The sequence below is a fragment of the Nakamurella alba genome, from assembly GCF_009707545.1.
Lineage (GTDB): Bacteria > Actinomycetota > Actinomycetes > Mycobacteriales > Nakamurellaceae > Nakamurella > Nakamurella alba.
In genome coordinates, this window is record NZ_WLYK01000009.1 from 246,878 (window position 1) to 263,448 (window position 16,571).

Sequence of the window (16,571 nt, forward strand, 5' to 3'; positions counted from 1 at the left end):
AGCTCAGCCCTTCTTCATCTGGTCGTAGATCTTCTTGCAGTCCGGGCAGACCGGGGATCCGGGCTTCGGCGACTTGGTCACCGGGAAGGTCTCGCCGCAGAGGGCGACCACGAAGTTCCCGGTCACCGCGCTCTCGGCGATCTTGTTCTTCCGGACGTAGTGGAACATCTTCGGGGTGTCGTCGTCCGTCGTGTTGCTGACGTCGACGTCCGGCCGCTCCAGCACATCGCTCTGTCCCATGACGCTCCTCGCTCGTGTTGCCCGGGCCCTGCCATGATGCCAGTTCCTGTGCGCACCACCGCTCCCCCGACCGCGCACCGATCAGCGAAGGACCCCGCCCCGTGAACGACCCGGCACCGGCCGCACCGACCCGCCCGCACGTCACGGTGGTCGGTGACGTCGGCCTGGACGTGGTGACGAAACTGGCCGGGGCCATCGTGTTCGGTCACGACACCCGGGCGCAGGTCTCGGTGGCACCCGGCGGCGCGGGCGGCAACACCGCCGCCTGGCTGGCCCGGCACGACCTGGACGTGTCGCTGATCGCCCGGGTCGGCGCGGACGAAGCCGGCCGGACCGCGCGTGCGGAGCTGACTGCCGCCGGCATCGACTGCCTGTTCGCCGAGGACCCGGTACTCGCGACCTGCTGCGTGGTGGTGCTGGTGGCCGAGGACGGCGACCGCACGATGCTCGCCGACAGGGGTGCCAACAAGGCGTTCTCGGAGGCGGACGTGGTGCTGCCGGACATCGACCTGTCCACCCGCCGGGCACACCTGCACCTGTCCGGGTACGTGCTGCTGGACGAGGGGTCCCGGGCGGCCGGGCTGGCCTCGCTGGCCGCGGCCAGGGCCGCGGGCTGGACCACCTCGCTCGACCCGCAGGCCGCCACCCACATCGGCACCGTCGGCGCCGCGACCTTCCTGGAGTGGGCGCACGGGGTGGACCTGTTGCTGCCCAACGACGCGGAACTGGCCGCGCTCGGCGGGGTCGAGATGGTGCTGCAGCACCTGAAGGCGCTCGTGGTCACGCACGGCCGGCACGGCGCGTCCTGGTACTCCGCGGACCAGCGGGCCACCGTGCCCGCGCCGCAGGTGCACGAGACCGACTCCACCGGCGCGGGTGACGCCTTCAACGCCGGGCTGCTGGCCAGCTGGCTGGCCGGCGCCGACCCGGTCGACGCGCTGCGGGCCGGTGTGCTCGCCGGGACCGCCGCGGCCGCGGCGATCGGGGCCCGGCCTCAGGACGGCTGACCGGGCCCGTCGCCGGGTGACCAGGTGGTCACCCAGTAGGCGACGCCCAGCGGTGCGGTGAAACACGTGCCGTCCGCGGTCGGTGCCGGTCCGCCGGCGAACGCACCGGCGAGCACCTGCCAGGCGGCCCGGCCGGCGGCGAGGAACCGGTCCGCGTCGGCGGGGTCGAGCGCGGCCAGCGCGGTGGTGTCGGCGGTCCGCAGTGCGCCGTCCACGATGTCGTCCCAGCCCTCGGCATCGGCATCGAAGTCCCCCGGTGAGGCCTTGGTCCGGCGGGCGGACCCGTCACCGAGAACCAGGAGGGCACAACGTCCTTCGACACTTGCGATCCGGGATCCGGCTCCCTGGCAGTCCTGTGGTGTCGCGTCGAACGGGATGCCCCGCAGAGAGACAGTTCCGGGCACCTCGGCGGCGTCCAGCAGCGAGATCCCGACGGCCAGCGAGAGGGGCAGGGAGCCACCCGTGCGCCCGGGCCACGGGGCGATGCCGGCGAACGGGATCCCGTCATTCGTGGTGGTCGTCGCGGCAGCGGGGACCCCGCCGACGACGATCCAGGTGTCGATCCCCCGCCTGTCGAGGTCCCGGATCGCCTGCACCGCACGGTCCCTCACGTCCCGGAGCTCGTCACCGCCGGTGCCGCCGCCGACGCCGGGCAGCAGCAACGGCGGGTGCGGGGCCACCACCGCGCCGACGATCATGCCAACCCCCGGACGGCGCGGACCGGCGGCCGGTCGCCGCGGATGGTGGCGACCATGTCGAGGGTCATCCGGGTCTCCGGGACGTTGTGCGCGCGGAAGATCGTCGCGCCGAGCCAGGCACTGACGGCGGACGCGGCCAGCGTCCCGGGCAGCCGGTCGGGCAGTTCGGCGCCGAGGCTCTCGCCGACGAAGTCCTTGTTGGACAACGACACCAGCACCGGCCAACCCGTCGCGGCCATCTCGCCCAGCCGGCGGGTGACCTCCAGCGAGTGCCACGTGTTCTTGCCGAAGTCGTGGCAGGGATCGATGACCACCCGCCGCGGATCCACCCCCAGCGCCACCGCGCGTTCGGCGAGACCCGTGGTGGCGGCGAGCACCTCGCCCATCAGGTCGTCGTACTGCGGGCGGTGCGGGTCGGTCCGGGGGGCGAGACCGCCGGTGTGGCAGCACACGATGCCGGCGCCGAACTCCGCGGCGACGGCGGCCAGCTCCGGGTCGTGCCCGCCCCAGGCGTCGTTGAGCACGTCGGCGCCGGCCTCGCAGACCGCGCGACCGACCTCGTGCCGCCAGGTGTCCACGCTGATCGGCAGGTCGGGGAACTCGGACCGGACCCGGGCGACGAAGCCTGCGGTGCGGTCGATCTCCTCCTCCACCGAGACGAACCGGCCGTAGCCGGCCTTCACCCCGCCGATGTCCACCAGGTCGGCGCCCTGCCCGACGACGGTGCGCACCCGGTCCAGCGCCGCCTGTTCGGCATAGGTGGCGCCGCGGTCGTAGAAGGAATCGGGGGTGCGGTTGACGATCGCCATCACCAGGAGTTCACCGGGTCGCACCGACCGGTCCCGGAGCAGCAGTTCGCCGAACACCGGCTGCGTCCCCGTCATGGCCCCGAGTGTAGGCACGGGGGGTGAACGGGCTCAGTCGCGGCGGTCGGCGGCGGTGCGCCGGCCCCACTCCCGGGCCAGCGCGACGGCGTGCTGCCAGTGCCGGTACTCGAGCTCCCGCCGGTCCTCCGCCACCTGCGGGTGCCACTCGGCGGCCCGCTGCCACTGGCCCTTGAGGACGTTGCGGTCGGCCCAGTACCCGACGGTGAGGCCGGCCGCGTAGGCAGCACCGCGGGCGACGGTCTCGGCCATGATCGGCCGCACCACCGGGATCCCGAGGGCGTCGGCCACCGCCTGCATGAGCAGGTTGTCGCCGGTCATCCCGCCGTCCACCAGCAGCGAGCGGGCCGGCACCCCGGCATCTGCGTTCATCGCCTCGACGAGATCGCGGGTCTGCCAGGCGGTCGCCTCCAGTACCGCCCGGGCGATGTGCCCCTTGGAGACGTAGGAGGTGAGGCCGACGATGGTGCCCTGGGCGCCCGGGTCCCAGTACGGGGCGAACAGCCCGGAGAAGGCGGGCACCACGTAGCAGCCGCCGTTGTCGGAGACCGTGGCCGCGAGGGTTTCGATCTCGGCCGGGGTGCGGATCAGGCCGAGGTTGTCCCGGCACCACTGCACCAGACCGCCGGCCACCGCCGTCGAGCCCTCGAGCGCGTAGACCGCGGGCTGACCCTCCGCGCGGTGCGCGACGGTGGTGATCAGCTCGTGCCGGGACCGGATCGGCGTCTCCCCGGTGTTGAGCAGCAGGAAGCTGCCGGTGCCGAAGGTGCACTTCGCGTCGCCGGCCTCGAAGGCGGTCTGCCCGAACAGCGACGCCTGCTGGTCGCCGATCACCGCGGCGACCGGGAGCCCGCGGACGGGAGCGACGGTGGTGCCGACGGTGCCCATGGTGGACCGGATCTCCGGCAGCACCGCGCGCGGCACGCGCATGACGTCGAGCAGGTCGTCGTCCCAGTCCAGGGTGTCCAGGTCCATCAGCATGGTGCGGCTGGCATTGGTCACATCGGTGACGTGCCGGCCGCCCTCCACGCCGCCGGTGAGGTTCCAGACGATCCAGGAGTCCATCGTGCCGAACATCAGCTCGCCGCGGACCGCCCGCTCGTACAGGTGCGGGTGGCGTTCGAAGATCCACCGGAGCTTCGGTCCGGAGAAGTAGCTGAACAGCGGCAGCCCGGTGCGGCGCCGGATCTCCTCCGCCGACATCTCCCGGGCGATCTCCTCCAGCAGCCCGACGGTGCGGGTGTCCTGCCAGACGACCGCCCGGTGCACCGGCTGCCCGGTGCGGCGGTCCCAGAGCACCACCGTCTCCCGCTGGTTGGTGACACCCAGCGCGATCACCTGCGACGGGTCGACGTCGGCATCGGCCAGCGCCTGCGGCACCACCTTGCGCACCACCGACCAGATCTCGGCGGCGTCGTGCTCCACCCAGCCCGGGTGCGGGAAATGCTGCCGGTGCTCGCGCTGCGCGATGGACACCATCCGGCCGTGCCGGTCGAACAGGATGCAACGGGTGGAGGTGGTGCCCTGGTCCAGGGCGGCGACGTACCGCTCGCTCACTCCGTCCTCCCGTGGCCGAACTCCCGGGAGATGGACCGGGCCGCCCGCTGCACCTCGGTGACCAGCGCGCCGCGCGGCCGGGACCGTTCGTCGCAGATCCGGTCCACTGCGCCGGTGATCCCGACCGAGGCGACCACGTAGCCGCCGCGTTCCCGGACCGGCGACGCGATACCGGCGGTGCCGGGCCGGTACTCGTCCACCTCGGCGGCCCACCCCTGATCGCGCACCCCGGCCAGCATGCGGAGCACACCCGTCCGGTCGATCACCGTCGTCCGGGTGAAGGCATCCGGGGTGACACCCACCTGACTGCGCGCGGCACCCGGGTCGAAGGCCAGCAGCACCTTGCCGAGAGCGGTGGCGTGCAGGGGGATCTCGGTACCGGTCGCCAGCACCTGGGATCCGCCGCCGGCCCGGAACACGTGATGGGCGATCACCGCGTGCCGGTCGCGGAAGGCGGCCAGCCACGCGGATTCCCCGGTGCGGGCGGCCAGCGCATCGGTCCAGTTCAGTGCGCGGGCACGGATCTCGTTGAGATCGAGCTTCGGCGCGCCGAGCCGGAACAGGTCCGGCGCCACCCGGTACCGGTTGCTGCCGGGCTCCTGGTCGACGAAACCGACCTCGGCCAGGGTGCGCAGCAGGCCGTGGGCAGTGCCCTTGGCCAGGCCCAGCGCATCGGCGATCTGGACCAGGCCGAGCGGCTCGTCCTCGGCGGCCAGCAACTGCAGCATCGCGGCGGCGCGCTCCACCGACTGCACGGTTCCCGGCACGCCGGTGACGTTACCGTCCGTCGGGCCGCGGCACCCGTCGGAAGATCGTCACGGTGATCACCGGCGGCGCCGTCCGCGTTCGGCATTGTCGAACGCTTCCGGTTGTCGCCCGGATCACATCCTCCCTACGGTGATGCCACCGCGGCGTCCGGCGCCGCGATCCGGCCCACCGGCCGGGCACGGCGTCATCGCGGACGGACGAGCGGGCTTCCGACACCTCCCCGCGGGCGACGGCCCGGCCGTCGCGACCGGTCCCCGGATCTCCGGCCACCGGCCGGACGGGCCCCAGGCACCGGGTCGACGACGACGTCGCCCGGAGAAGGAGGACGTCATTTGACTCCCACCAACGGCCAGATCTTCCTCTACGAGACGCTCGGCACGGCGATGCTGCTGCTGCTCGGATGCGGAGTCGTGGCCACCGCGATCCTGAAGTCCAGCAAGGGTGAGGGCGGCGGCTGGCTGCTCATCAACTTCGGCTGGGGCCTCGGCGTGTTCGCCGGCGTCTACGTCGCCTTCCCGACGGGTGCGCACCTCAACCCGGCGGTGACCGTCTCGCAGTGGATCATGGGCAACATCGACGGCAGCCAGGCGGTCGTCTACTTCCTGGCCGAGTTCCTCGGCGCCTTCATCGGCGCGGTGCTGTGCTGGTTGGCGTTCAAGGACCACTTCGACGCGGACGAGGACCCGGGCAAGAAGCTCGGGGTGTTCTCCACCGGGCCGGCGATCCGCAGCTACGGCTGGAACGTCGTCACAGAGGTCATCGCGACCTTCGTGCTGATCTTCGTCATCCTGATCTCCGGCGGCACCCCGTCCGGCCTCGGGCCGCTGTTCGTCGCCCTGCTCGTCGTCGGCATCGGCGCCTCGCTGGGTGGCCCCACGGGGTACGCCATCAACCCGGCCCGTGACCTCGGGCCGCGCATCGCGCACGCGATCCTGCCGATCAAGGGCAAGGGCTCCTCGGACTGGGGCTACGCCTGGGTCCCGGTCGTCGCCCCGATCATCGGCGCCATCCTCGCCACCCTGCTCTACAAGGCCATCGACGCGGACTCGCTGATCGCCCAGATGTCCTCCTGAGGCTCATCTCTCTCCCTGCGCTCCCCCTCATGCTGTCCCCTCCTGCACGGAAGAACGGAAATCCACATGGCTGACCAGTACGTGATCGCAGTCGACCAGGGCACCACCTCCACCCGCGCGATGATCTTCAACCACGAGGGCCGGGTGGTGGCCGTCGACCAGATGGAGCACCAGCAGATCTTCCCGAAGGCCGGCTGGGTCGAGCACGACGCCACCGAGATCTGGAACAACACCCGCGAGGTGGTGGCCGGGGCGCTGGCCAAGGCGGATCTCACCAAGGACGCCATCGCCGCGGTCGGCATCACCAACCAGCGGGAGACCGCCCTGGTCTGGGACCGCACCACCGGCAAGCCCGTCTACAACGCCATCGTCTGGCAGGACACCCGGACCGACGCGATCTGTCAGCAGCTCGGCGCGCTGGGCGGCGGGCAGGAGCGGTACAAGGACAAGGTCGGCCTGCCGCTGGCGACCTATTTCTCCGGACCCAAGGTCCGCTGGGTGCTCGACAACGTCGAGGGTGCCCGGGAGAAGGCCGAAGCCGGCGATCTGGTGTTCGGCAACATGGACACCTGGGTGCTGTGGAACATGACCGGCGGGGTGGACGGCGGACTGCACGTCACCGACCCGACCAACGCCTCCCGGACCCTGCTGATGGACCTGCGCACGCTGAGCTGGGACGCCGACATCGCCGCCGACATGGGCATCCCGATGTCGATGCTGCCGGAGATCCGCTCCTCCTCCGAGGTATACGGAACGGTGCGGGCACAGGGCGTGCTGGCAGGGGTGCCGATCGCCGGCATCCTCGGCGACCAGCAGGCGGCCACCTTCGGCCAGGCCTGCCTCTCCCCCGGCGAGGCCAAGAACACCTACGGCACCGGCAACTTCATGCTGATCAACACCGGCACGGAGCTGGTGCCCAGCAAGAACGGCCTGCTCACCACCGTCTGCTACAAGATCGGTGAGCAGGACACGATCTACGCGCTGGAGGGTTCCATCGCGGTGACCGGGTCGCTGGTGCAGTGGGTGCGGGACAACCTGGGCCTGATCGCTGCGGCGCCGGACATCGAGGACCTCGCGAAGTCGGTGGAGGACAACGGTGGTGCGTACTTCGTGCCGGCGTTCTCCGGCCTCTTCGCACCGCACTGGCGGTCGGACGCGCGGGGCGCGATCGTGGGACTCACCCGGTACGTCAACAAGGGTCACATCGCCCGGGCGGTGCTGGAGGCAACGGCCTTCCAGAGCCGGGAGGTGCTGGATGCGATGAACGCCGACTCCGGCGTGGATCTCACCGCGCTGAAGGTCGACGGCGGCATGGTCGTCAACGAGACCCTGATGCAGTTCCAGGCCGACATCCTCGGTGTGCCCGTCATCCGCCCGGTGGTCGCCGAGACCACCGCGCTCGGCGCCGCCTACGCCGCCGGCCTGGCCGTCGGCTATTGGGACTCCGAGGAGGACATCCGCACCAACTGGGCCGAGGACAAGCGCTGGGAGCCGCAGATGGACGCCGCGCAGCGCGAGAAGCTCTACGCCAAGTGGCGCAAGGCCGTCACCAAGACCCTGGACTGGGTGGAGGAGGACGACTGAGTCTCTCCTGTTGCTGGACCGCCGCGCCCCGGAAGCTGCTTCCGGGGCGCGGTGGTGTTTCTCCGGGGTTCTCAGCGGACGGTGATGGTGCGGACCGTGCCGCTCGGCTCCCGGAACCCGTCCCCGCTGTAGCCGCCCTGCACCGTGTGCTTGCCCTTCGTCGCGAAAGTCAGCGTGGTCGTTGCCTTCCCGCCGCTGAGCCTGATGACCTTCGGGTTCTTCCAGTCCACCAGCACCACCACGTACCCAGTAGCTGCGCCGCCGGCAGTGGGGTTCGGCTTCACGGTGATGGTGACGGTGGTCTTCTGCTTCGCCAGCGGGGAGGACGGGGTGATGGTCAGAGCTGTGGTGGTGGGGGCCTTCTCGACGGTGATGGTCGTGGAGGCGGAACTGGGGAGCGCCCGTTCGCTGCCAGGGAACCTGACTTCGATGTCGTATTCGCCGGGGGCCAGGAAAGGGAGGCGAACGGTGCCGCCGGAGTACCCCTCTGCCAGCCAGTCGTACGGTTCGTTCTTATAGAGCTTCCCATCGATAAGGACCTGCGCAACGCCGCTGACGTAGAACCCGTATTCGTCTTCGAGGGTGCCGAACGTGATCTCTACGGGCGAGCCGTAAGTCGACGACTGCTCCACCGGCTCGATCCAAGTGCTGGTCTTGTAGGTCGCCACCTCGTAGGTCCGCACCATGCGACCGGATCCGTCGATATCAGTGGCGTAGGCCTGATTGCCCTGATCACTTTCCATAATCACTCGGTCGTCGCGTCCATCACCATCGGTGTCGTCCACAGCCAAGTAGATCGGGAACCCGGTGCCGTTGTCCTCCTCCAGGACGAAGTCATCGACCGTCCTCCGCATCGTCTGCAGGATGAAGCCCGGGTAGTAGCTGATGAACATCTGCCAAGACCCGTCGTCACGCACCTGACCGAGCACCATCAAGATTTCGAAGTTCAGAGATCCCGTTTGAACCGTCTCGACGAAAGTCCTTCCGGCGAATGCTCCATCGGAGTCCGCAGGCGTGATGGTCAGAGTGCTGAAAATGGAGTCGACCTGCTCGAACTCCCACCTGTCGACGGTGCCGTCGCCGGTCAGGTCCCCGCGCGGCTTGTCCGGCACGTCGGCCACGGCGACGCCGGCACCCATTCCGCCGAGTCCGCCCACGGCCAGTGCCATCAGCACTCCGGTGATCACCGACTTGCGCATGCTTCGCATTGGACCCACCCACCCCTCGTCCGACGCACCGGACCCGCCTGCCGGTGACGCTCTGAGCATGAGGGCTCACAGGGAGTTCACGCAAGAGGTGGGTCGATATCCGGCCGACCGTCCGTGCGGAGTTGTCCACACTCCCGGTTCGATCCACATCCCCGAACTCCGATCCCGACGACCGGCCTTGACATCCCTACCGTCCGACCCATGACAACCTCCGGCGCGGTGTACGTTGCAGCCGACACCTTCGATCCCGACAGCGATCTCGTCGTGCTCGCCGACATGCTCCGACAGACGGCGCGGTCGGCCTCCGACAACTGGGAGCGGATCAACCACATCCGGTGGCTCACGCAGATCGCCGCGGTCTGCGCAGCGGAGCAGGCCCGGCTGACGGACCAGTTCGCCCGCGCCAAGGAGGCCGCGGTACAGCCGTCCAGCCAGCGCGCGAAGAAAGAACTCCGATCGACGACCATCACCGAGATCGGGCTGGCCAGACGGGAATCGCCGAGCCAGGCCCGGCACCACCTCGGACTCGCCGACGCGCTCAGCTCCGCGATGCCCCACCTCCGGGCCTGCCTGGACCGAGGCGAGATCAGCGAACACCGGGCAGTTCTCATCACCCGCGCGGCGTCGAAACTGTCACCCGCCGACCGCTCACGCCTCGACGAGAAGATCGCACCCGACCTCCCCCACCTCGGCGACGCGGAGACCTCCGAGAAGGCGAACGCAATCGCCTATGAACTGGATCCGGAATTGTACGCCGCTCGCCGCCGCAAGGCGGTCTCGGACCGGCGGGTCTCCCTCACCCCGGCCAAGGACGGCATGTGCTGGTTCTCCGCCCTCCTTCCGGCCGCCCAGGGTTTGGCGCTGCACGCACACCTGCAGCACTTCGCGGACCTGGACACCACCGACGGCGACACCCGCACCCGCGACCAGAAGCTGGCCGACGAACTGGTGCGTCTGGGCACCGGAGGGAACGTCTTCGGGTGCGACGAGGACGGAGTGCCCGTCAACCTCGGTGTCCGCATGGAGATCCGGATCCTGATGGGCGAGCGCGCCCTGCTGGACGACGACTCCACCGCCGCCTACATCGAGGGCTACGGTCCCGTCCCGGCCGATCTCGCCCGCAAGATGGTCGGCGCGAGCTCCCAGACCTGGATACGGCGGCTGTACACCGACCCGGTGACCGGTCGGCTGGACGGGATGGACCAACGCCGCCGGGACTTCCCCGACAGCATCAAGATGTTCCTCCAGCTGCGCGACCGGCGGTGCCGCACGCCGTGGTGCGATGCGCCGATCCGGCACTTCGACCACATCGTCGGCTACGCGATCGGCGGCGAGACCTCCGTCGAGAACGGGGAGGGCACCTGCGCGTTCTGCGACATCAACAAGGCGGGGAAGGGCTGGAGCTACAGCCGGAACGTCTCGGACGGCGTCATCACGGTGACCACCCCGACGGGGCACACCTACCGCTCCGTGGAGCCGTCGCTGCCCGCGCCGAAGCCGTGGCCGACCGCCGGCGTGCAGTGCACGTGCGGCGCAGGAGTCACCGCACAGTGACGACCCGGGTGGTGGCACTCGCTGTCCGGAACGCATCGCCGGCATACGCGACCTGGACCTGGTGCCGCCCCCTGGCGAGCACCAGCGTGGTGGATGCCTTCCCGGCCGCGAGGCGGAGCACCTTCGGCTGTCGCCAGTCGATGAGCACCACGACGAGACCGGTGGCCGGCCCGCCCTGTGCCGGGGTCGGGCGCACGGACACCGACACCTTCGTGGGACTTCCGGCGAGCGGCGAGGACGGGGTGATCGTCAGCGCGGTGGTGGTGGTCGCCTGGCCCACCCGGATCGTTGTCGTCCCCCTGCTGGGCAGGACCTGTGTGTCACCGAGATACCGGGCCTCGACGGTGTGCGATCCCGGCGCGAGCAACGGCAGGTCGACGTGGACCGCGGACACCCCGGGGAACTCCTCCGGTGCCTGCACGTCCGTCACGAAGGTCCCGTCGACGAACACCTCCGTGGTGCCCGTGGGGGTGAAACCGATGATCACCTCGGTGGTCTCGACCAGGATGCCGGCCGGTTGGCCGTAGTTGATCGAGGCGTCGTCCGGCGTCAGGACCGTCGTCGACGGGAAGCTCGCCACCTCCACGCTGGAGACGAACCGGCCACTCCCGTCCACCGTGCTGGCGAAGGCCTGCGACGCGAGATCGCTCGTCTCGGTCACGGTGTCGTCGCGCCCGTCCCCGTCGGCATCGGTGACGGTCAGGTCGACCGGCGCCTGGGTGCTGCGGGGTGCGGTCTCGACCACGAAGTCGTCGGCGGTGCGGCGCAGGGTGGACAGCTCGCCGACCAGGTAGCCGTCGAAGAAGAGTTGCCAGGAGCCGTCGTCCCGGACCTGACCCAGACCCTTGAGGAAGTAGTCGTAGTCGCAGTCGCCGAACCCGGTGGCCTCGTGCTCGAAGGTCCGGCCGGCGAAGGCGCCCGCGGTGTCGGCCGGCGTGATGACGATCAGGCAGTTCTCGAAGTCCGTGGTGACGTACTCGATCGCGTCGGCGGTGCCGTCACCGGTGAGGTCCCCGGCGGGAAGTACCGGAGGCGCACCGGCCGGCAGGGCGACGAGCATTCCGGCGAGCAGACTCAGCACTGTCATCACGGCGGGCCACCTCCGACCGGCGAGGCGGACGTCGTCGTCCGCTGCCGGTCATGGTCCGCCGTCGCCCACCCGGCAGGGAACCGCCGGACGGTGGGTGTCGACCCGACTACTCGCTGTCGACGATCTCGCGCGATCCGGCGGGCAACGCACGCTCGTGGTTGATCGTGCCGGGCAGTACCTTGCGCGCCTTCTTGGCCGGCCGGTCGTTGGCGATCAGCACCGCCATCCACGGCAATGGGATCGACAGGCCGATCAGAACGATGGCCAGCCATGGGATCTGGTAGCAGAGCACACCGGCCACCAGCAGCGGGATGCGCATCGACATCATGAGGATGTAGCGCTTGCGGCGGGCCTTGAACTGCTCGTCGTAGGGCAGTTCGGCGGCGGTGATCACCGCCGGCGCAGGCTTGCGGCCCTGGGTCTGACGTGCCGACTCGGTCACTGCACCATCCTCCTCGCGCTGCGGCCGCTCACCGGATCGCCCGGCGACCCCGCAGGGCGGCACCGCTCGTCACGCTACTCCGCCGTCCGGGACCGACGAAGAAGTCACGATCAGGCGCCGGCCTTCGCCGCGGCCTTCGCTGCCTTTTTCGCGGCCCGCACCAGCACCAGCGAGTCGGGATCGATGACGTCCGCGACCGACTTGTGGACCCCGGCCTCGCCGTAGGGTGCCGAGGCCTCGCGCCAGCCGGGCGGGGTGATGCCGTACTGCTTGCCGAGCAGCGCCACGAAGATCGTCGACTTGGCCGCTCCGAAGCCCGGCAGCGCGGCGACCCGCTTCTTCAGTTCCTTGCCGTCGGCGGCGTCGGCCCAGAGGTTCGCCGCGTCCCCGTCGTACTGCTCGACCAGCACCTGGCACACGGACTGCACCCGGCCCGCCATCGACCCCGGGAACCGGTGCACTGCCGGCGGGCGCGAGCAGATCTCCTTGAACACCTCCGGGTCGGCGGCGGCGATGGCCGCGACGTCGAGGGAGCCGCCCATCCGTTCGGCGATGACGGCCGGGCCGGCGAAGGCCTTCTCCATCGTCACCTGTTGGTCGAGCACCATGCCGATCAGCAGCGCGTTCGGGTCGGTGGACAGCAGGTGGTCGGCAGCCGCGATGCCGGTGAGGAACAGATGACGGTCGTCCATGCCGCCCAGCGTCGCAGACCGCCCCCGTCCGATCCAGCAGGTGCACCTAGCCTGGGCCGGTGACACCTCCACTGACCGATCCCGCCGTCGTCGACGACCTCGGCACCGACCTGCGCGCCGCCGGGTTCGACGCCACCGGCGTCCCCGAGCTGCTCGGATCCTCCGCACACCGAGCGCTCGGCCGGGGCGAGTTCGTCCCCGCCCTGCTGGCCACCGAGGACGGCGCACCGCTGTCCACCCTGATCCGGCTGTTCCTGCTGGGCACCACCGAGTCGTCCGCGGCGGTCCGGGCGGCGCTGCCGGCCACGGGTATCGAGCGGGCGGTCGCGAACGGCGCGCTGGAACTCGTCGGCGAGGACGTCCGGGCCGGCCTGGACATCCGACCGCACGCCGACGACGAGTCCGAGTTCCTGGTGGTGTCCGACCTGGACTCCGACACCCGGCCCGGCCCGGTCCACGCCGAGCACGTGCTCGGCATCGGTGCCGCGTCGATCACCCTGGCGAATGCCGTCATCCGCGAGCAGGTCGGCACGGCACTGGACATCGGCGTCGGGTGCGGCATCCAGTCGGTGCACCTGGCATCCCACGCCGGGTACATCACGGCGACCGACGTCAGCACCCGGGCGCTGGCCCTGGCCGGCGCGACAGCCCGGCTCAACGGCCAGACCTGGGACCTCCGCCAGGGATCGCTCTTCTCCCCCGTCGCCGGCGAGCGCTTCGACCTCATCGTCTCCAACCCGCCGTTCGTCATCGGGACCGGGCGGAAGCAGTACACCTACCGGGACTCCGGGGTGGCCGGCGACGGCATCTGCGAGCAGTTGATCCGCGGCCTGCCCGACCACCTGAACGAGGGCGGCACGGCGCAGCTGCTGGCGAACTGGATCGTCCGTGAGGACACCGACTGGCGGGACCGGGTCGGCAGCTGGGTCGCGGCCACCGGGCTGGACGGCTGGGTGGTGCAGCGGGAGCTCGCCGACCCGGCCGAGTACGTCGCGCTCTGGCTCAAGGACGCCGGGGAGACCGGTGGGCAGGCGGAGGCCACCGCCCGCGCCTGGCTCGAGTGGTTCCGCGCGGAGAAGGTCGCCGGCATCGGGATGGGCGTGCTCACCCTGCGCCGCACCGATTCCGACGACCCCGACGTGGTGCTCGACGAGATCACCGGCGCCGGGGAGGAGGTGACCGGTCCGGAGGCCGCCGCGTTCCTGGCCCGCCGCGACTGGCTGCGGGACGTCTCCGACGCCGAGCTGCTGGCCACCCCGCTGTCACTCGCGTCCACCGTGATCCTGGAGGACCGGTCGATCGCCACCGACAACGGCTGGTCGACGGTGCTGCGCATGCTCCGCCGCCCGGGCGGGCCCGGCGCGACGCTGCAGGTGGACGACTGGGGGCGCACCCTGCTCGCCGGTTGCCAGGGCAAAGTGCCGACGGCCGTGCTGGTCGAACTACTCGCCGGGGTGCACGGGGTCGAACCGGATGCCCTCGCCGCGGCGGTGCTGCCGGCGCTGCGCGTGGGGGTCACCCGGGGCCTGCTCCACCCGGTGGAGACCGACGACTGAGAGTCAGCCCGTGATGCGCCGGGTGAGCTCCTTGCCCAGCAGCCGCGCAGCGATCGGCACCACGCGGCGGAACCCGCCGACCGATCCCACCGACAGCGCGGAGAACACGGCGAACAGCGACCCGGCGGAGAACGCGGAGCCGATCGACAGCACCGAACCCGCCGACCCGATCGACAGGATCGACCCGGCGCTGCCGATGGACAGGATCGACCCGGCCGATCCGATGGAGAGGATGGAGCCCGAGGAGCCGGTGGACCACAGCGACCCGTCCACGGGGTACCGCTCTGCGGATGTCATGCGGACATCGTGCCGCCTTCTGCTTCGATGGCGCCTGTGAAGGCCGTCATCACCCGGGTCACCGGTGCCAGCGTTCGGGTCGACCGCGAGGTGGTCGGTGCGATCGACCGGCCCGGTCTGCTCGTGCTGCTGGGGGTCACCCACGAGGACACCACCGCCACCGCCGACACCATGGCTCGCAAGATCCACGAGCTGCGGATCCTGCGCGACGACCGGTCGGTGGCCGACAGCGACGCCCCGGTGCTGGTTGTGAGCCAATTCACACTTTACGGATCGACGAAGAAGGGGCGCCGCCCGAGCTGGACCGCCGCTGCCCCCGGACCGGTCGCCGAACCGCTGGTCGATGCCGTCGTCGCCGCCCTGCGCGACCGCGGAGTCGAGGTGGCCACCGGCAGGTTCGGCGCGATGATGGAGGTCGCCAGCGTCAACGACGGACCGTTCACGGTGATCGTCGAGATCTGACCCGCCACACCAGCGGACCAACCGCAGGTGGCCTGGTGTCCGGTTTGCCGGGCTTCCGGCTACCCGGTGTGAGCCCGCGGTGAACCCGGTCGGGAATACCGCCGAAGTGGACAGGCGTTCACATGGTGTTCCCATCGACGGCACAGCGGCCTCGCCGCACGCCGGGTGTCTGATGCTCGATCAAGAGGCCGACCGATCCCGGGACGCCGACCGACCCGGAGCACGCAGCGCGGGTCGGCGGAGAACTCCCACCGGGACCACCGATCTCGGGCAGCACCCCGCACCACCGAGCAGCACCACCACGCTTCAGGAACCAATCCGCGAGTGTGGCCGGGACCGAACCGGGGAACGAATCCCGGGCGAGGGGCGTTTGAACAAGCGTAGGCGCCCTCGACTCCGGCGCCACCCAGCTTCACAGGAGGGAGCACCACGATGACCGCTTCCCGCACGAGGAATACCGACACAGTAGCAGCGGACAACGACCTCGCCGAGGTCGTCACCCTGTCCCGCCAGCCGCGGCCGGAGCCCGAGGATCTCGACGCCCAGGGGCCTTCCGCCGATCTCGTCCGTGTGTACCTCAACGGTATCGGCAAGACCGCACTGCTGACCGCCGAACAGGAGGTCGAGCTGGCCAAGCGCATCGAGGCCGGCGTCTTCGCGGCACACAAGCTCGAAACCGCCTCGCGGCTCAGCCCGCAGAAGAAGGCGGACCTGCGCGCCGTCGTCCGCGGCGGGCAGCGCGCCCGGAACCACCTGCTGGTGGCCAATCTCCGGCTGGTCGTCTCGCTGGCCAAGCGGTACACCGGCCGCGGCATGCCGCTGCTCGACCTGATCCAGGAGGGCAACCTGGGGCTCATCCGTGCAGTCGAGAAGTTCGACTACACCAAGGGTTTCAAGTTCTCCACCTACGCCACCTGGTGGATCCGGCAGGCCATCTCGCGGGGTATGGCGGACCAGGGCCGCACCATCCGGCTCCCCGTCCACCTCGTCGAGCAGGTCAACAAGCTGTCCCGGATGCGGCGTGAACTGCACCAGCAGCTGGGCCGTGACGCGACCATGGCCGAACTGGCCGCCGAGTCCGGTATCCCCGAGGAGAAGATCGCCGATCTCCTCGACCACGCCCGGGATCCGGTCAGCCTGGACATGCCGGTCGGCACCGACGAGGAGGCGCCGCTCGGCGACTTCATCGAGGACTCGGAGTCGACGTCGGCCGAAACGCTGGTCGTCGCCGGCTTCATGCACGACGACATCAACCGGGTGCTGCGCACTCTCGACGACCGGGAGCGCTCGGTGGTCCGGATGCGCTACGGCCTGGACGACGGCCGCCCGCGCACCCTCGACGAGATCGGCCGCACCTTCGGCATCTCGCGCGAGCGGGTCCGGCAGATCGAGCGTGACTCGATGGCCAAGCTGCGCACCGGCGACCGCTCGGAGATGCTCCGCGCCTACGCCAGCTGAT

General features: G+C 70.5%; 17 protein-coding genes. 7 read left to right on the forward strand and 10 right to left on the reverse strand.

What is annotated here, in order from left to right:
- Nucleotides 1–3 precede the first annotated feature (3 nt).
- The gene (locus GIS00_RS21260) at nt 4–240 is read right to left on the reverse strand and encodes a DUF3039 domain-containing protein (RefSeq protein WP_154770443.1); all 237 of its coding nucleotides are present in this window, start codon (nt 238–240) and stop codon (nt 4–6) included.
- Between the two features lie 101 nt (nt 241–341).
- Here GIS00_RS21260 and GIS00_RS21265 point away from each other — a divergent pair, with 101 nt between their 5' ends.
- Entirely contained in the window at nt 342–1,247 is a 906-nt protein-coding gene (locus GIS00_RS21265; protein WP_322098253.1) for a carbohydrate kinase family protein, read from the forward strand.
- Here GIS00_RS21265 and GIS00_RS21270 read toward each other — a convergent pair.
- From GIS00_RS21270 to GIS00_RS21285, 4 genes are read right to left on the reverse strand one after another with little or no spacing between them, the layout of a single operon-like run.
- On the reverse strand, nt 1,235–1,945 hold the full coding sequence (locus tag GIS00_RS21270; RefSeq protein WP_154770444.1) for a class III extradiol ring-cleavage dioxygenase family protein: 711 nt from the start codon (nt 1,943–1,945) through the stop codon (nt 1,235–1,237). The genes GIS00_RS21265 and GIS00_RS21270 overlap by 13 nt on opposite strands.
- Nucleotides 1,942–2,829 carry a dihydropteroate synthase gene (gene folP / locus GIS00_RS21275; protein ID WP_230313920.1) on the reverse strand — a complete coding sequence of 296 codons (888 nt, stop codon included), beginning with the start codon at nt 2,827–2,829 and terminating at the stop codon, nt 1,942–1,944. The genes GIS00_RS21270 and folP overlap by 4 nt, the downstream gene beginning before the upstream one ends.
- A 33-nt stretch (nt 2,830–2,862) precedes the next feature.
- The gene (glpK, locus tag GIS00_RS21280) at nt 2,863–4,386 is read right to left on the reverse strand and encodes a glycerol kinase GlpK (protein WP_322098254.1); all 1,524 of its coding nucleotides are present in this window, start codon (nt 4,384–4,386) and stop codon (nt 2,863–2,865) included.
- A complete protein-coding gene (locus GIS00_RS21285; protein WP_322098255.1) occupies nt 4,383–5,153 on the reverse strand; it encodes an IclR family transcriptional regulator in 771 nt (256 codons plus the stop codon). Before GIS00_RS21285 ends, glpK (GIS00_RS21280) begins: the two co-directional genes overlap by 4 nt.
- 384 nt (nt 5,154–5,537) lie before the next feature.
- Here GIS00_RS21285 and GIS00_RS21290 point away from each other — a divergent pair, with 384 nt between their 5' ends.
- Together GIS00_RS21290 and glpK (GIS00_RS21295) are read left to right on the forward strand one after the other, a co-directional pair.
- The gene (locus tag GIS00_RS21290) at nt 5,538–6,227 is read left to right on the forward strand and encodes an MIP/aquaporin family protein (RefSeq protein ID WP_154770610.1); all 690 of its coding nucleotides are present in this window, start codon (nt 5,538–5,540) and stop codon (nt 6,225–6,227) included.
- A gap of 66 nt (nt 6,228–6,293) precedes the next feature.
- A complete protein-coding gene (gene glpK / locus GIS00_RS21295) occupies nt 6,294–7,811 on the forward strand; it encodes a glycerol kinase GlpK (RefSeq protein WP_154770445.1) in 1,518 nt (505 codons plus the stop codon).
- Nucleotides 7,812–7,882: 71 nt separating this feature from the next.
- Here the strand turns inward: glpK (GIS00_RS21295) and GIS00_RS21300 are convergent, their stop codons facing one another.
- Nucleotides 7,883–9,010, reverse strand: coding sequence for an Ig-like domain-containing protein (locus tag GIS00_RS21300; RefSeq protein ID WP_196073395.1), 1,128 nt, complete (start codon nt 9,008–9,010; stop codon nt 7,883–7,885).
- 210 nt (nt 9,011–9,220) lie between these two features.
- On the opposite strand from GIS00_RS21300, the gene GIS00_RS21305 reads away from it, so the two are divergent.
- Complete coding sequence (locus tag GIS00_RS21305; protein WP_154770447.1) at nt 9,221–10,573, forward strand: DUF222 domain-containing protein; 1,353 nt, start codon at nt 9,221–9,223, stop codon at nt 10,571–10,573.
- Here GIS00_RS21305 and GIS00_RS21310 read toward each other — a convergent pair.
- The 3 genes from GIS00_RS21310 to GIS00_RS21320 form a co-directional block, all read right to left on the reverse strand.
- On the reverse strand, nt 10,560–11,660 hold the full coding sequence (locus tag GIS00_RS21310) for an Ig-like domain-containing protein (protein WP_154770448.1): 1,101 nt from the start codon (nt 11,658–11,660) through the stop codon (nt 10,560–10,562). The genes GIS00_RS21305 and GIS00_RS21310 overlap by 14 nt on opposite strands.
- Before the next feature lie 109 nt (nt 11,661–11,769).
- A complete protein-coding gene (locus tag GIS00_RS21315; protein ID WP_322098256.1) occupies nt 11,770–12,105 on the reverse strand; it encodes a DUF3099 domain-containing protein in 336 nt (111 codons plus the stop codon).
- A gap of 110 nt (nt 12,106–12,215) precedes the next feature.
- On the reverse strand, nt 12,216–12,797 hold the full coding sequence (locus tag GIS00_RS21320; RefSeq protein WP_154770449.1) for an HhH-GPD-type base excision DNA repair protein: 582 nt from the start codon (nt 12,795–12,797) through the stop codon (nt 12,216–12,218).
- Nucleotides 12,798–12,856: 59 nt separating this feature from the next.
- On the opposite strand from GIS00_RS21320, the gene GIS00_RS21325 reads away from it, so the two are divergent.
- Complete coding sequence (locus GIS00_RS21325) at nt 12,857–14,353, forward strand: class I SAM-dependent methyltransferase (RefSeq protein ID WP_322098257.1); 1,497 nt, start codon at nt 12,857–12,859, stop codon at nt 14,351–14,353.
- 3 nt (nt 14,354–14,356) lie between these two features.
- Here the strand turns inward: GIS00_RS21325 and GIS00_RS21330 are convergent, their stop codons facing one another.
- Entirely contained in the window at nt 14,357–14,650 is a 294-nt protein-coding gene (locus GIS00_RS21330) for a hypothetical protein (RefSeq protein WP_196073396.1), read from the reverse strand.
- Nucleotides 14,651–14,686: 36 nt separating this feature from the next.
- Here GIS00_RS21330 and dtd point away from each other — a divergent pair, with 36 nt between their 5' ends.
- The gene (gene dtd, locus GIS00_RS21335) at nt 14,687–15,112 is read left to right on the forward strand and encodes a D-aminoacyl-tRNA deacylase (RefSeq protein WP_407666904.1); all 426 of its coding nucleotides are present in this window, start codon (nt 14,687–14,689) and stop codon (nt 15,110–15,112) included.
- Nucleotides 15,113–15,544: 432 nt separating this feature from the next.
- A complete protein-coding gene (locus tag GIS00_RS21340) occupies nt 15,545–16,570 on the forward strand; it encodes a sigma-70 family RNA polymerase sigma factor (protein ID WP_154770451.1) in 1,026 nt (341 codons plus the stop codon).
- The last annotated feature ends 1 nt before the right edge of the window (nt 16,571 follow it).

Bases quoted from the DNA above. Each gene is read 5' to 3' on its own strand.
- GIS00_RS21260 (WP_154770443.1), bottom strand. From the start codon at position 240: ATGGGACAGAGCGATGTGCTGGAGCGGCCGGACGTCGACGTCAGCAAC.
- GIS00_RS21270 (WP_154770444.1), bottom strand. From the start codon at position 1,945: ATGATCGTCGGCGCGGTGGTGGCCCCGCACCCGCCGTTGCTGCTGCCC.
- folP (WP_230313920.1), bottom strand. From the start codon at position 2,829: ATGACGGGGACGCAGCCGGTGTTCGGCGAACTGCTGCTCCGGGACCGG.
- GIS00_RS21290 (WP_154770610.1), top strand. From the start codon at position 5,538: ATGCTGCTGCTGCTCGGATGCGGAGTCGTGGCCACCGCGATCCTGAAG.
- glpK (WP_154770445.1), top strand. From the start codon at position 6,294: ATGGCTGACCAGTACGTGATCGCAGTCGACCAGGGCACCACCTCCACC.
- GIS00_RS21300 (WP_196073395.1), bottom strand. From the start codon at position 9,010: ATGCGCAAGTCGGTGATCACCGGAGTGCTGATGGCACTGGCCGTGGGC.
- GIS00_RS21305 (WP_154770447.1), top strand. From the start codon at position 9,221: ATGACAACCTCCGGCGCGGTGTACGTTGCAGCCGACACCTTCGATCCC.
- GIS00_RS21310 (WP_154770448.1), bottom strand. From the start codon at position 11,660: ATGACAGTGCTGAGTCTGCTCGCCGGAATGCTCGTCGCCCTGCCGGCC.
- GIS00_RS21320 (WP_154770449.1), bottom strand. From the start codon at position 12,797: ATGGACGACCGTCATCTGTTCCTCACCGGCATCGCGGCTGCCGACCAC.
- GIS00_RS21330 (WP_196073396.1), bottom strand. From the start codon at position 14,650: ATGACATCCGCAGAGCGGTACCCCGTGGACGGGTCGCTGTGGTCCACC.
- GIS00_RS21340 (WP_154770451.1), top strand. From the start codon at position 15,545: ATGACCGCTTCCCGCACGAGGAATACCGACACAGTAGCAGCGGACAAC.